Source organism: Notoacmeibacter marinus (assembly GCF_002238045.1).
GTDB lineage: Bacteria > Pseudomonadota > Alphaproteobacteria > Rhizobiales > Rhizobiaceae > Notoacmeibacter > Notoacmeibacter marinus.
The window spans coordinates 590,284-604,944 of sequence record NZ_NBYO01000001.1; the positions used below are offsets into that span (position 1 = coordinate 590,284).

At 61.8% G+C, this 14,661-nt stretch carries 14 protein-coding genes; 9 read left to right on the plus strand and 5 right to left on the minus strand.

Annotation, left to right across the window (positions count from 1 at the left end; genetic code table 11):
• Nucleotides 1–151: 151 nt before the first annotated feature.
• Nucleotides 152–592, minus strand: a complete 441-nt coding sequence (locus B7H23_RS02740) for a TIGR02300 family protein (protein ID WP_094075849.1) — start codon at nt 590–592, stop codon at nt 152–154.
• 108 nt (nt 593–700) lie between these two features.
• Nucleotides 701–829: a hypothetical protein gene (locus B7H23_RS16260; protein WP_276293360.1), complete on the minus strand. Its 129-nt coding sequence runs from the start codon at nt 827–829 to the stop codon at nt 701–703.
• On the opposite strand from B7H23_RS16260, the gene aroA reads away from it, so the two are divergent.
• From aroA to dxs, 6 genes are all read left to right on the plus strand, one after another.
• Nucleotides 821–2,179: a 3-phosphoshikimate 1-carboxyvinyltransferase gene (aroA, locus tag B7H23_RS02745; protein ID WP_094075850.1), complete on the plus strand. Its 1,359-nt coding sequence runs from the start codon at nt 821–823 to the stop codon at nt 2,177–2,179. The two genes, B7H23_RS16260 and aroA, sit on opposite strands and share 9 nt — an antisense overlap.
• Nucleotides 2,176–2,838 carry a 2-hydroxychromene-2-carboxylate isomerase gene (locus tag B7H23_RS02750; RefSeq protein WP_158215748.1) on the plus strand — a complete coding sequence of 221 codons (663 nt, stop codon included), beginning with the start codon at nt 2,176–2,178 and terminating at the stop codon, nt 2,836–2,838. Before aroA ends, B7H23_RS02750 begins: the two co-directional genes overlap by 4 nt.
• Nucleotides 2,839–2,854: 16 nt before the next feature.
• Complete coding sequence (gene cmk, locus B7H23_RS02755) at nt 2,855–3,499, plus strand: (d)CMP kinase (RefSeq protein WP_094075852.1); 645 nt, start codon at nt 2,855–2,857, stop codon at nt 3,497–3,499.
• 195 nt (nt 3,500–3,694) lie between these two features.
• Nucleotides 3,695–5,422: a 30S ribosomal protein S1 gene (gene rpsA / locus B7H23_RS02760; protein WP_276294082.1), complete on the plus strand. Its 1,728-nt coding sequence runs from the start codon at nt 3,695–3,697 to the stop codon at nt 5,420–5,422.
• 333 nt (nt 5,423–5,755) lie between these two features.
• Complete coding sequence (locus B7H23_RS02765) at nt 5,756–6,361, plus strand: SH3 domain-containing protein (protein WP_158215749.1); 606 nt, start codon at nt 5,756–5,758, stop codon at nt 6,359–6,361.
• Between the two features lie 92 nt (nt 6,362–6,453).
• Nucleotides 6,454–8,367: a 1-deoxy-D-xylulose-5-phosphate synthase gene (dxs, locus tag B7H23_RS02770; RefSeq protein WP_094075855.1), complete on the plus strand. Its 1,914-nt coding sequence runs from the start codon at nt 6,454–6,456 to the stop codon at nt 8,365–8,367.
• A gap of 167 nt (nt 8,368–8,534) precedes the next feature.
• On the opposite strand, the gene B7H23_RS02775 is transcribed toward dxs, so the two are convergent.
• Nucleotides 8,535–8,756, minus strand: coding sequence for a hypervirulence associated TUDOR domain-containing protein (locus B7H23_RS02775; RefSeq protein ID WP_094075856.1), 222 nt, complete (start codon nt 8,754–8,756; stop codon nt 8,535–8,537).
• Nucleotides 8,757–8,886: 130 nt separating this feature from the next.
• Here B7H23_RS02775 and B7H23_RS02780 point away from each other — a divergent pair, with 130 nt between their 5' ends.
• The 3 genes from B7H23_RS02780 (at nt 8,887) to B7H23_RS02790 (ending at nt 10,988) form a co-directional block, all read left to right on the plus strand.
• Nucleotides 8,887–9,249 carry a hypothetical protein gene (locus B7H23_RS02780; protein ID WP_094075857.1) on the plus strand — a complete coding sequence of 121 codons (363 nt, stop codon included), beginning with the start codon at nt 8,887–8,889 and terminating at the stop codon, nt 9,247–9,249.
• Between the two features lie 2 nt (nt 9,250–9,251).
• Entirely contained in the window at nt 9,252–9,515 is a 264-nt protein-coding gene (locus B7H23_RS02785) for a DUF7218 family protein (protein ID WP_094075858.1), read from the plus strand.
• Between the two features lie 99 nt (nt 9,516–9,614).
• Nucleotides 9,615–10,988, plus strand: a complete 1,374-nt coding sequence (locus B7H23_RS02790) for an NAD-dependent succinate-semialdehyde dehydrogenase (RefSeq protein WP_094076833.1) — start codon at nt 9,615–9,617, stop codon at nt 10,986–10,988.
• Nucleotides 10,989–11,077: 89 nt separating this feature from the next.
• Here the strand turns inward: B7H23_RS02790 and B7H23_RS02795 are convergent, their stop codons facing one another.
• Nucleotides 11,078–11,236, minus strand: coding sequence for an entericidin domain-containing protein (locus tag B7H23_RS02795; RefSeq protein WP_094075859.1), 159 nt, complete (start codon nt 11,234–11,236; stop codon nt 11,078–11,080).
• 364 nt (nt 11,237–11,600) lie between these two features.
• Nucleotides 11,601–14,534 carry a DNA polymerase I gene (gene polA, locus B7H23_RS02800; RefSeq protein WP_094075860.1) on the minus strand — a complete coding sequence of 978 codons (2,934 nt, stop codon included), beginning with the start codon at nt 14,532–14,534 and terminating at the stop codon, nt 11,601–11,603.
• Nucleotides 14,535–14,661: the final 127 nt, after the last annotated feature.

Below are 14,661 nucleotides of genomic sequence, written 5' to 3' on the forward strand. Positions count from 1 at the left end.
GCTTCGCCCGTCAAAGCGGACGTTCCTGAATGATGGCGCGATCGTCTGACAGCGCCATCCGGGATGGCGGGCTTCTATCCGTCCCCGCCCCAACGATCAAGTGGCAAGAACCGCCGTGGGCGAGATTTTTTCGTCCACTGGCGCCGATCGCCTAGCTGTCGTCTTCGTCGTCCCCGCCGACTGCGATGATATCGGACACGTCGTCATCGTCGTCGTCATCATCGTCATCGCCCAGGAAGGGGTCGTCATCGTCGTCGCCCAGATCGATGTCTTCGGCATCCAGATCGACGTCGGCATCGGCGGCTTTCGGCTTGGCCTTGCCGGTTTCCTCTTCGTCGTCATCGGCGTCTTCAAGGCTGACCAGCGCGGTATCGTCCTCGTCTTCCGTCTCGGTCTCCGCTTCCGTCTCGGTGACCTCTTCGGCCGGCGCTTCCGACTTCTTCACGGCAACGGTGGTTGCCGTTTCCTCGAAGAAGGAGAGCGGGTAGGTCTTGCCCGTATAGGGCGAGACGACGGGATCCTTGTTCAGATCGTAGAACTTCTTGCCGGTTTCGGGGCAAGTGCGCTTGGTGCCGAGTTCGGTTTTTGCCACGGTTCCAGATTTCCTCATCTATCGCGCTGCCGGTCGGCGCGCCTTGGCCGGTCTTTGCGTCAGATCGCCTGTTTGCGGGCCTGCCCATAGCGTCGGTCGGAAAGCCTGTCAAAGGGCCATCGCACGGAAAGCGCGCATCGGGCGGATGACCATTTCACAAAGCCGTGCTAAGCGCACGCCGCCCCCTTCGCTGAAAAGCATCGGCCAACCGATTGAAAAGACGTTCTCATGAGCCATTCCAGCATTCCCTCTCCAGCGACCGCGCATAAAAGCGAAAACCTTTCCGGGACAATCCGGGTTCCGGGCGACAAATCCATTTCTCATCGCTCACTGATGTTCGGCGGCCTGGCATCCGGCGAAACCGTCATCTCCGGTCTGCTGGAGGGCGAAGATGTTCTGGCGACGGGTCGAGCCATGGCGGCGATGGGCGCGAAGATCGGCCGCGATGGCGAAAAATGGCGGGTCGCGGGCACCGGCAATGGCGCATTGCTGGAGCCGGCGGATGCGCTCGATTTCGGCAATGCGGGCACGGGCTGTCGGCTGACCATGGGCCTCGTCGGCCCCTATCACATGACCACGCGCTTTACCGGCGATGCCTCTCTTTCCCGGCGGCCAATGAAGCGGGTTCTCGATCCGCTGCGGCAGATGGGCGTCGCGGTCGAGGCGATGGAAGGCGACCGCCTGCCGGTCACGTTGCGTGGGCCGAAGGCCCCGGCGCCGATCACCTACCGCGTGCCGGTCGCCTCGGCGCAGGTCAAAAGCGCCGTGCTGCTGGCCGGGCTGAACATTGCCGGCACGACCACGGTGATCGAGCCGGTCATGACCCGCGATCATACCGAGAAGATGCTGGCCGGTTTCGGCGCCCAGCTGGATGTGGAAGAGGACGCATCGGGGGTTCGGACAATCCGCCTGGAAGGCCAGCCGGACCTTAAAGGCCGCACCATCGACGTGCCGGGCGATCCGTCTTCGGCGGCCTTTCCGCTGGTTGCCGGGCTGATCGTGCCCGGCGCCGACATCACCATCGAAAACGTGCTGATGAACCCGACCCGCACAGGCATAATTCTGACCCTTCAGGAGATGGGCGGACAGGTCGACATCGTGAACTGGCGCGATGCGGGCGGCGAGGATGTCGCCGATCTTCGCGTGCGCTATTCGGAGTTGAAGGGCATCACCGTGCCGCCGGAGCGCGCGCCTTCCATGATCGACGAATATCCGGTTCTGGCCGTCGCGGCCGCTTTTGCCGAAGGCGAAACGGTTATGGATGGCCTGGAAGAATTGCGCGTCAAGGAGAGCGACCGGCTGGCCGCCGTTGCGCGGGGCCTTGAGGCCAACGGAATCGACTGCACGGAAACGGAAGCCTGCCTGACGATCCGGGGCACGCCCAGCGGCAAGGGGCTCGGCAGCGGCACGGTCGAGACCCATCTCGACCATCGCATCGCCATGGCGTTCCTGACACTGGGCCTCGCTACAGAGAAGCCGGTGGAGATCGACGATTCCACCATGATCGCGACGAGCTTCCCGCAATTCTTCGATCTGATGGGACAGTTGGGCGCGAAGATCGAGCGGACTGGAGCAGCAAGCCAGTGAGCCGCACGATCGAGTTCTGGTACGATCTGATCTCCCCCTACAGCTACGCCGCCTTCGGGCGGATCGCAGAACTGCCCGAAGACGTGGAGTTGCGTCCGCGCGCTCTGCTCTTCGGTGCGGTCCTCGCCCATTACCGCCATCTCGGCCCGGCCGAACTGGCGCCGAAGCGGCTCTTCACCTATCGCCAGGCGGTCCATCTCATTGCTTCGCTCGGCCTGCCGGTATCGTTTCCGCCCCGCCATCCTTTCAATCCGCTCGGAGCGAACCGCCTTCTGGCCGGTGCCCATGACGGTGCCGGCGCGACACTCGACGAGGTTCGCTCGGCCTTTACGTTCGTTTTCGGCCATGGCGGCGCGGTCGATACGGTGGAAGGGCTTGCGGCGCTCACCGAGCATCTCGGTCTCGAACCGGAACTGGCGACGATGCAGCAAAGCAAGGATCGGTTGAAGGCGAATACGCAGGAGGCCATCGAAGCTGGCGTCTTCGGCGTGCCTACGTTCGTGCCTCTCGACGATAAAGGCCGACGAGGACCCGTTTTCTGGGGCGTCGACGGCATGGATCTGCTGATCGACTGGCTGGACGATCCGATGCTGTTCGAAAAGCAACCTTATGTCGGGCTTGAAACGATCGAGGTCGGCGTTCGGCGTGAGCGCTCATGATGGAGAAAACCACTCAATGAAAGAACGCGAACCCTTCACCATCGCCATTGACGGCCCGGCGGCATCCGGAAAGGGCACGCTGTCGCGGCGGCTGGCGGCGCATTACGGGCTGCGCCATCTTGATACGGGCCTGACCTATCGGGCGGTCGCCAAGGCGTTACTCGACCGCGGCGTGTCGCTCGACGACGAAGCGGAAGCGGTGGAGGCTGCCCACACGCTCGACCTTTCGGCAATGGACCGGATGGTCCTTGCGGCGCACGGAATCGGCGAAGCAGCCTCGAAAGTCGCGGTGATGACCGACGTCCGCAAGGCGCTGGTGGAACGCCAGCGCGCCTTTGCCGCCGAAGGGCTCGGCGCGGTGCTCGACGGCCGCGACATCGGAACGGTGGTTCTGCCGAACGCCGATGTCAAACTCTATGTCACCGCTTCACCGGCCGTGCGGGCCGAACGCCGTTATCACGAGATCCTGCGCGATGGCGGCGTTGCCGACCGGGCTGCGATCCTCACCGATATCGAACGACGCGATGCGCGGGATATGGGGCGGGCCGATTCGCCGCTGCGCCCTGCCGAAGACGCGCACTTGCTGGATACGAGCGAAATGGGTATAGAAGCGGCGTTCAACGCGGCCCGCGCGCTGATCAACAGCAAGCGGGACGCCTGACGCAAACTATGCCCGTCCGCATCCTCCGCGCCGGATTGGCCGCCTGCCAATAGCTGAAATGGCAGGTCGGTTCACATGGTTTTCGAACAGCATGTTCGACAGACCGGGATCGCGAAGACGGGCTTTTGAAACACGAACCACCGGCGCAGAACGGGCAGGCGATGCGGCATTAGCCGCAAATTCCGACGCCGCCCGCTGGAGACTTCTTATCAAATGAGTGAAATGAATCCGTCGCGCGACGATTTCGCCGCCATGCTCGAACAGACCGAAGCGTCTGGCGATTTCGCAGCCGAAGGCAATGTTGTCGAGGGCCTCGTCACGGCCATCGAAAAGGACATGGCCGTCATCGATGTCGGCTTGAAGGTCGAAGGCCGCGTGCCGATCCGCGAATTCGGCGTCAAGAACGGCGAACCGACCCTGAAGGTCGGCGATACGGTCGAAGTCTATGTCGAGCGCATCGAGAACGCGCTGGGCGACGCGGTGATCAGCCGCGACAAGGCTCGTCGCGAGGAAGCCTGGATCCGTCTTGAAAAGAAATTCGAGGCCGGCGAAAAGGTCGAAGGCCAGATCTTCAACCAGGTCAAGGGCGGCTTCACCGTCGATCTGGACGGCGCCGTCGCCTTCCTGCCGCGTTCGCAGGTGGACATTCGTCCGATCCGCGATGTCGGCCCGCTGATGCACACCCCGCAGCCCTTCGAAATCCTGAAGATGGACAAGCGCCGCGGCAATATCGTGGTGTCGCGCCGGACCGTGCTCGAAGAGAGCCGTGCGGAGCAGCGCTCGGAGATCGTCCAGAACCTCGAAGAGGGTCAGACGGTCGAGGGTGTGGTCAAGAACATCACCGATTACGGCGCATTCGTCGATCTCGGTGGCATTGACGGCCTGCTGCACGTGACCGACATGGCATGGCGCCGCGTCAACCATCCGTCCGAGATCGTTCAGATCGGTCAGACGGTGAATGTGCAGATCATCCGCATCAACCAGGAAACGCACCGCATCAGCCTGGGCATGAAGCAGCTTGAGGCCGATCCGTGGGACGGCATCGGCGGCAAGTACCCGCTCGGCAAGAAGGTCAGCGGCACGGTCACGAACATCACCGATTACGGCGCGTTCGTGGAGCTGGAGCCGGGCATCGAAGGCCTGATCCACGTCTCCGAGATGAGCTGGACCAAGAAGAACGTCCACCCCGGCAAGATTCTGTCGACGACGCAGGATGTCGATGTGGTCATTCTCGAGGTCGATCCGGTCAAGCGCCGTATCTCGCTTGGCCTGAAGCAGACGCTGGAAAACCCGTGGGATGCGTTCGCGCAGAACTTCCCGGTCGGCGCGACCGTCACCGGCGAGGTCAAGAACAAGACCGAGTTCGGCCTGTTCATCGGTCTCGAAGGCGATGTGGACGGCATGGTGCACCTCTCCGACCTCTCCTGGGATCGCCCGGGCGAGCAGGTCATCGACGAATATGAGAAGGGCGACGAAGTGTCGGCCCAGGTTCTCGACGTCGATGTCGACAAGGAGCGCATCAGCCTCGGCATCAAGCAGCTTGGCCGCGATGCTGTCGGCGAAGCCGCCGCTTCGGGCGAACTGCGCAAGGGCGCCGTCGTCACCTGCGAAGTGACGGCCGTGACCGATGGCGGTCTGGAAGTGAAACTCGTCGATCACGATGTCGACAGCTTCATTCGCCGCGCCGATCTGTCCCGCGACCGCGGCGAGCAGCGCCCCGAGCGTTTCTCGGTCGGTCAGAAGGTCGATGGTCGCATCACGCAGTTCGACAAGAAGAACCGTCGCATTTCCGTGTCCATCAAGGCGCTGGAAATTGCCGAAGAGAAGGAAGCCGTCGCTCAGTACGGATCGTCCGACTCCGGCGCGTCGCTCGGCGATATTCTTGGCGCTGCGCTCAAGGAACGCGGCAGCGACGACGAATAAGCGTCCTCGTTCGCCATCATGCTATTGGGAAGGCCCGGCGCGCTGCCGGGCCTTTTCTTTGACCCGGTCATGCCGGCGGGACCCTCGACGAAACAACCGTCAAGACAGGCATGATTGCAATAAATGTGATGAATTGTGACCGCACCCAATAGTTGTGGCGGCTGACGTTGGGTGATAGCCAAACATGTCCTATTGCGGTCGAATTTCTTCGTTATCGCGCTTCTTATAGGGACCCATTCGAATAACTGGAAACGCCTGACTATGGCCAATGCCGGACGCGCCCTTGTTTTCGCTGCTTGTTTGCTTTTTGTCCCCACATGGGTCGTTCAGACCGTGCAGGCGGCTGATATTTCGGTCCGCGCCCGCGCCGGCATGAATGTCCGCTCCGGACCGGGCGTGGATTTCAGCCGCGTCGGCTCCATGGTCGAAAACGCCCGCGGCGTTCTCCTGGAGTGTACGCCTCTTGGCCGCTGGTGTCGCGTGCGCACGGATGAGGCGACTGGCTGGATCGCCGGCTCCTTCCTGATCGTCGATGGCGGAGAACTGGCCGGCGCGCGCGTTCGCGACGTGATCGAACGCATCAGTTTCTCCGATGCCAACGCCAGCGATGCGCGAACCGCTTCGACCGAGCGCAAAACCGAGGGCAGCGTCCCCGCAGAGAAAGCGGCCGGCGCCGTCTCGCAGGGCGTCTGCTTCTTTTCCGAATATGATAATGCGGGCGACGCGGACTGTTACGAAAAACCGGGCGAAGCCATCACGCTGGGACGGTCATGGAACGACCGCATCTCCTCGGTCGTGATCGCCGAGGGCTACTCGGTTACCGTCTGCGACAATTACGGGCTGACCGGTCGCTGCGAAGTCTTCGATACCTCCGTGAACCGGATGCCGGCCGCGCTGAACGGGCGCATTTCTTCGTGGCGAATCGAAAAGGCCCGCTGACGCAATTCGCGCCGGCATTGCATCGCCCCCTTTCCTCTCTTAGGAGCAGTTCGATATATGGCTGTCTACGTGGATGAAAGAGCTTACCGCCCGTGCCCGACCGACCGATCACACCGCTTCTTGACCGTATAGCCACCCCATCCGATCTGAAGGGGCTGAGCGACGACGAGTTGTCGCGGCTGGCGCATGAGCTACGTCAGGAAACCATCTCGGCGGTTTCCGAGACCGGCGGTCATCTCGGCGCATCGCTTGGCGTCGTCGAAATGACGGTGGCGCTTCACGCCGTGTTCGACACGCCGCGCGACAAGCTGGTCTGGGATGTCGGTCACCAGACCTACCCGCACAAGATACTCACGGGACGGCGCGACCGGATCCGCACGCTGCGGCAGGAAGACGGCCTGTCCGGTTTCACCAAGCGCAGCGAGAGCGAATACGATCCGTTCGGTGCGGCGCACTCCTCCACCTCGATTTCTGCGGCGCTCGGCTTTGCTGCCGGCCGCGATTTCGGCATGGAGACGGGCGACGCCATCGCAGTGATAGGCGATGGCGCAATGAGCGCCGGCATGGCCTATGAAGCGCTGAACAATGCGGGCCATCTCGGCAAGCGGCTGATCGTGATCCTTAACGACAATGAGATGAGCATCGCGCCGCCGGTGGGCGCGATGAGCCGCTACCTTTCGCGGCTTTACGCCGGCAAGCCGCTTCAAGATGTCCGTTCGCTCGCCAAGGGCGCCGTGTCGCTGCTTCCGCCACCGCTCCGCGAGGGGGCCGAGCGGGCGAAACATCTCGTCAAGGGAATGGTGGTCGGTGGCACGCTGTTCGAGGAACTTGGTTTCTCCTATGCCGGGCCGATCGACGGCCACGATATTCACGCTCTTCTGGCCGTTCTTCGGGCAGTCAAAGCGCGGGCGACGGGCCCGGTTCTGATCCATGCGATCACAAAGAAGGGCAAGGGATATGCGCCCGCCGAAGCGTCCGCCGATAAGTATCACGGCGTCGCAAAATTCGACGTGCCGTCCGGCAAACAGTTCAAGGCGAAGAGCAACGCCCCGTCCTATACGCGCGTCTTCGCCGACAGCCTGATCCGGCAGGCGGAGGCCGACCGGCGGATCTGCGCGGTCACGGCCGCTATGCCGTCCGGCACCGGCCTCGACGTGTTCGGCCAACGCTTTCCGTCCCGAACCTTCGACGTCGGTATTGCCGAGCAGCACGCCGTGACCTTCTGTGCCGCGCTGGCCGCCAGCGGTATGAGACCGTTCTGCGCGATCTACTCGACCTTTCTGCAGCGCGGCTATGACCAGATCGTCCACGATGTCGCGTTGCAATCGCTACCGGTGCGCTTCGCCATCGACCGGGCCGGGCTGGTCGGCGCCGACGGCGCGACGCATGCCGGCTCGTTCGATCTCGCCTATCTTGGCAACCTGCCCGGTTTCACCATCATGGCGCCATCCGATGAAGCGGAACTGCGGCATATGGTCGCCACCGCCGCGACCATCGATGACGGGCCGTCCGCCATTCGTTTCGCGCGCGGCGAGGGTGTCGGCGTCGACATGCCCGAAACTGGCGAGGTGCTACCGATCGGCAAAGGCCGGATCGTTCGCGAAGGCGGCAAGGTCGCCATTCTCTCGCTCGGAACACGGCTTGCCGAAGCCCTTAGGGCTGCCGAGGATCTGGAGACAAAAGGCCTGTCGGTCACCGTGGCCGACGCGCGGTTCGCAAAGCCGCTCGATACCGACCTGATCTTCCGGCTTGCCCGCGAACATGAGGTTCTACTGAGCGTCGAGGAAGGTGCAATCGGCGGTTTTGGCAGCCATGTTACGCAAGCCCTTCTCAATGAAGGCCATCTCGACGGTGGTTTGAAATTCCGGTCCCTTACCCTGCCGGACCAATTCATCGATCATGCCTCGCCAAAGCGGATGTACGACCAGGCCGGTCTCAATGCCGCGCATATGGTCGAAACCATCCTTGGCATGCTGGGCGTTGCGTCTCTGTCGGGCACAAATTAGGTCAGGCGGCCAGCACCGCGGGGATCAGAGAATTGGGCACTGCGCAATGAATATTCTATCGGGTCAATACCCCGTTCCTGGCCGACTTGTATGCACCAAAAGCCAGCCACTTGATGCGATGACCAGAACCATCGCATCGCGCTCTCAATGCCGTGCGAAAGCACGGTTCAGCTGGCCTTCCGCAGCTCGCTATGTTTCTTCAGGACACGCTGGCCGTCTTCCTGTTCGATCATATAGGCGGGGTTGTCTTCGGATGCGTCCCGCGTCACCTCGTTTCCATCGATCTGGCGGCTGACCTTCTCGGTGAACTTCTCCTGAATTTTGCCCTTCGCGGTGCCGTTGCCCCAGTCCCATTCCACCTTCGTATTGGCAGCGTAATCTTTTGACATGTGCTGATCCCTTGCTCTGTTAGAATGGCGGCTCAACCCATTTGGCAGGCAATCGGTTCCCTGCAACAAAACCTGCCGGGCGGGCGTTGTGACCACATAATTTCAGCACCAATGATGAAAGGGACGAACGATGCCGGAATATCAATTTGAAGTGGGCGTAGTGCCGTATGACCGCGATGTCGGCGACGATGGCGATGCGCCCGGTATCAGCCAGGAGATTACGGTCGACGATCTGGAAGGCATCGCTTTTTCCAACCAACCGCGCGACCAGAGACTGCGCCGCCTGCGCGAGATGCATAGCGAGATCTACAGCCGCCAGAGCGCCGATCGCGGCCATGATTTCGACGGTCTGCTCAATGAAGTCGAACGGCTGATCGCCGAGATCGACGTCGACGGCGACACCGATACCGGCGTCTTCGCCGCAATGAGCGGCGACGAGAACCTTTCGACCATGTCGCCGGACGAACGCGAGGACATGCTGGACAGGGACTGATCATGGCAAAAGATCACGGGCCGTCCGTCAAAGACGATGAGGTCTATGAGGAACTGCGCAAGAAGGGCTATTCCAAGCAAAAGTCCGCCGCGATCGCCAACGCCCAGGCAAATGACGATATGGAGCCATCCAGGAAGGGCGGCCAGGCACCGCCCTATGAGGACTGGACCAAAGACGATTTATACCGCCGCACCCAGGAACTCGACATTGCCGGTCGCTCCGATATGTCCAAGAGCGAACTGATCGAGGTGTTGCGCGACAACTAGATCAAACCGGCCGGCCCGGTATTTTTGCGCCGTGGCCGGCCAGCGCTTTCATTGTCCGTCGACCATGTGCGAACCAACCGTTTTATCCAGGAGATTTTCATGCCGAAAAGCACCAACCCCGCCACTGGCCAGACGTTCGAGGACATCGCCGGTCACGACGACGATTTCGTCCAGCGGGCTTTGGAAAACGCCGATCGGGCCTATGCGGAATGGCGACTGACTTCGTTCGACGAGCGGGCCGTCATCCTGCGCAGGGTGGCAGACATTCTGGAAGCCGGTCAGGACAAGTATGGCCGACTGGCAACATTGGAAATGGGAAAGCGGTTCGAGGAGGCAAAGGCCGAGGTCAAGAAATGCGCGTCGGTCTGCCGCTACTACGCCGACCATGCCGAGGAATTTCTTGCCGACAAAAGCCATGACAGCGATGCGGAAAAAACGCTCGTCAGCTATCAGCCGATCGGTCTCGTGCTTGCCGTCATGCCGTGGAACTTTCCGTTCTGGCAGCTTTTCCGCTTTGCCGCGCCGAACCTGATGGCCGGTAATGTGGGCATTTTGAAACACGCCAGCAATGTGCCGCAATGCGCCATGGCAATCGAGCAAATTTTCACCGAAGCCGGGCTGCCGCAAGGTTGCTTCCAGACCCTTCTGATCGGCTCGGACAAGATCGAAGCCATGATCGACGATGAACGGGTAAAGGCCGTCACCCTGACGGGTTCGGAGCCCGCCGGTGCCGCCGTTGCCAGCCAAGCCGCCAGGCAGATCAAGAAAGCGGTTCTCGAACTCGGCGGCTCTGACGCCTTCATCGTCATGCCAAGCGCCGATATCGATGCGGCCATCGCCACCGGCATCAAGGCGCGGCTTCAGAACAATGGGCAGAGCTGCATCGCCGCCAAGCGCTTCATCGTTCACGAAGATGTCTACGATCGGGTGCTTTCCGGTTTCAAGGAGAAGTTCGAGGCCATGTCGCTCGGCGATCCGATGGACGGCGACAACGATCTCGGACCGCTGGCGACCAAATCCATTCGCGACGAGCTGGCCGACCAAGTGGATCAGAGCGTGAAGGACGGCGCAACACTCGTGACCGGCGGCAAGGTGCCGGAGCGCGATGGCTGGTTCTACCCGCCGACCATTCTCGCCGACATTCCGAAGGATGCGCCAGCCTATATGGAAGAGTTTTTCGGCCCGGTGGCGCTTTTCTTCAAGGTGAAGGATATCGACGAGGCCATCGAGATCGCCAATGCCACGACCTTCGGCCTGTCATCGGCGGCGTTCACCAAGGATGGCGGGGAGCAGAAACGTTTCATCCGCGATCTTGTGGCCGGTGGCACGTTCATCAATCGGATGACGGCGTCCGATCCGCGCGTGCCATTCGGCGGCGTGAAACATTCCGGCTATGGGCGCGAACTTTCCGCGGAAGGCATTCACGAATTCGTAAATATCAAAACCGTCGCGGTGGACGATCCGGCCTTTTGATGGCGCTGTAGCCACGAAACGCGTAAAGAAAAAGGGCGATGGTCGAACCATCGCCCTTCAGTTCCCAACAGTGACAGGACCGTCTTCGATCAGTTGGCGACCGCGTTGGCCGTGGTTCCCGCAGCGGCCTGTGTGGCGTCGACCGTATTAGCCGTATCCTTGCCGAGGCCGCGAATCGTGTTGCCGCAACCCGCAAGCGATGGGGCGATGAAAGCGACAAGTGCGGCAACGAAAATAACGTTCTTCATGATGGAATTCCCTCTAACAATCACACAGAGGAAAACCGCCACGCCCGAACTTGTTCCCATGCACGGCAAAATTTTTGTCTTCTCTAAATCAGCAAGGCCGGTAAAACCGATTTCGGCGGTCGGCCAGGCTAATCCTCCACACCACTATCCAGCGCCAACGGCCGAATCCTTCTCTCATCTTCCGTCAGGGGTTGAAGCCGTTCCGAAGCGGTAAGCGCGCTATTCGGTTCCGGCACGGAACGATCCGTGGCGGGGCGTGGACCGGCAACCCCGCATCCGCTGACCGCCAATAGAGAAACCGCCAGGACGATGCCGGCGCGAAAAGGCAACGCCCAACAGCGCAGCCGCCGTGCGGCATCGCGGTTCAATGCGCTTCGTCCCAGTTCGACGCGGCCTGCGCATCGACCTGCAGCGGCACGGCCATGTCGACCGCCGGCATGGCGGCGTTCTCCATGACTTCCTGGATAAGGGGTATAGCCGCGTCCGCCTGGTCCTTCGGCAGTTCGAAGATCAATTCGTCGTGCACCTGCAATAGCATCTTCGCATCCAGCTTCGCCTCTTCCAGCACCCCATCCATGCGGATCATGGCGCGGCGTATGATATCCGCCGCCGAGCCCTGAATCGGCGCATTGATCGCCGCGCGCTCGTTGAAGGCGCGAACCGAATGGTTCGACGATCTGATGTCGGGGTAGTAGGCGCGGCGGCCGAACAGCGTCTCGACATAACCATGCTCGCGGGCGAACGCCTTGGTGCTGTCCATATAATCGCGAATGCCGGGAAAGCGCTCGAAATAGCGCTTGATATATTCGCCCGCCTCGCCGCGTTCGATGGAAAGCTGATTGGCCAGACCGAAGGCCGATATGCCGTAGATGATGCCGAAATTGATGGCCTTGGCGCGACGGCGCACCTCGCTCGGCATCCCTTCCACCGGCACGCCGAACATCTCGCTCGCAGTCATGGCGTGAATGTCGATGCCGTCGGCGAAAGCCTGCCGGAGCTGCGGAATGTCGGCGATATGCGCCAGGATTCGTAGCTCGATCTGGCTGTAATCCGCCGAGATCAGGACATTGCCCGGTTCGGCGATGAAGGCCGTCCGTATCTTTCGGCCCTCGCTCGTTCGGATTGGAATGTTCTGCAGGTTCGGCTCGGAGGACGACAGCCGGCCAGTGGTGGTCGCCGCCATCTGATAGGATGTATGGACGCGCCTGGTTTCGGGGTGGATGTAGCCCGGCAGCGCGTCGGTATAGGTGCTCTTCAGCTTGGTCAGCTGGCGCCAGTCGACGATGCGGCGCGGCAGGGGATGGCCTTCGGCGGCAAGATCTTCGAGCACCCGCGCACTGGTCGACCACTGGCCGGTCTTGGTCTTGCTGCCGCCCGGCAGGCCCATCCGCCCGAAGAGAATATCGCCGAGCTGCTTGGGCGAGCCGATATTGAAGCTTTCGCCGGCCATCTCGTAGATCTCGGCCTCGATTCCGGCGGCCTGCTGGCCGAACTCGCCGGACAGGCGCGACAGGATCTGCCGGTCGATCGAAACGCCCGCCTCTTCCATCTTCGCGATCACCGGCACGAGCGGGCGTTCCAGACGCTCGTAAACCGAGACCACGCCCTCGGCCACCAGACGTGGCTTCATGGCGAGCCAGAGGCGCAGCGTGATGTCGGCATCCTCGGCGGCGTAGTGGGTCGCCTTGTCGATCGGCACGCGGTCGAAGGTGATGGCGCTTTTGCCGCTGCCGCAAACCTCCTTGTAGGGAATGGGCTTGTGGCCGAGCCAGCGGTCGGCCAGCGGATCCATGCCGTGACCGCCCTGATTGCCGGCGGTTCGGCCCGCCTCGATCACGTAGGAGATCAGCATGGTGTCGTCGAAATTGACAAGCGGCAGGCCGTAGCGCGCCGTCACCAGCATGTCGAACTTGATGTTCTGGCCGATCTTCAGGCAGGCAGGATCCGCCAGAAGATCGCGCAGCGCGTCCAGCGCTTCCTTTTCCGGGATCTGTCCGTCGGAAAGGCTGCTTGCGCCAAGGAGATCGCCTTCGCCCTCCCGGTGACAAAGCGGCACATAGCAGGCGCGACCCGGCTCGACTGCCAGCGAAAACCCACACAACGTCGCCTGCATCGGATCGAGGCTATCCGTCTCGGTGTCGAAGGCGACGTGGCCTCGCTCTCGCGCTTCCGCGATCCATTCGCGCAGGTGTTGGATATTGCCGACCGTCTCGTATTTTTCGTGATCGAAGGCGATGTCGCGAATTTCTGCGGCGCGGCTCTCGGCGAAAGCCTGCGGCGTCATGCCGTCAGCAGACGACCCCGGCAGCACGTCATCCTTCGATGGCCCCTCGCCCGGATCGAGATCGGGGCCCCGCGCCTCTTCCCATTCGACGGGCACCTCCGCCGCCTCGATGGAAGCGGCATCCGCCTCAGTCTGCTCGGCGACGCGCCTGGTCAGCGAGGTAAACTGCATCGCCTTCAGAAAGCCGATCAGTTTCGGCCCGTCGAGTTCGTCCAGCGTCAGCGCGTCGAGCGGCAGTTCCAGATCGACATCGTCGCGCAGCGTCACCAGTTCACGGGAAAGACGCGCATTGTCGGCATGCTCAATCAGGTTTTCGCGGCGCTTCTTCTGCTTGATCGTGTCCGCTTTGGCCAGAAGCGTATCCAGATCGCCGAACTCTTCCAAAAGCTGGGCCGCGGTCTTCGGGCCGATGCCCGGCACGCCCGGCACATTGTCGATGGAATCGCCGGTCAGCGCCTGCAGATCGATCATCTTTTCCGGCGGCACGCCGAATTTTTCGATCACCTCGTCGACGCCGATCTCCTTGTCCTTCATCGGATCGTACATGCCGACAGTGGGACCGACGAGTTGCATCAGATCCTTGTCGGACGAGATGACGGTGGTATCGCCGCCCGCTTCGCAGGCGAGACGGCAATAGGTCGCGATAATGTCGTCGGCCTCGAACCCTTCCTGCTCGATGCAAGCGACATCGAAGGCGCGCGTTGCTTCGCGGATCAGGCCGAATTGCGGCACCAGATCGTCCGGCGGCGCAGAGCGGTTGGCCTTGTACTCGTCGTACAGATCGTTGCGGAACGTCTTTGAAGAATAGTCGAAGATAACCGCGAAATGGGTCGGCGTGATGCCCATTTCCGTGTCGCGCGCATTGCGCAGCAGCTTCCAAAGCATGTTGCAGAAACCGGACACCGCGCCGATGGGCAGGCCGTCCGATTTGCGCGTCAGCGGCGGCAAAGCGTGATAGGCGCGGAAGATGTAGGCCGAGCCGTCGACGAGAAAGAGATGATCGCCTTTTTTCATGGTCGAAACGCTTAGCGCGGCGCAGGCGACTCGTCCATCGCACAGTTGCAGCTGCCGGCTTGCTAGACCGCCGTTTTGCGTCGGCTTTGCGTATATTACCGAAGCTTAATGCTTCTGCCCTTGTTTT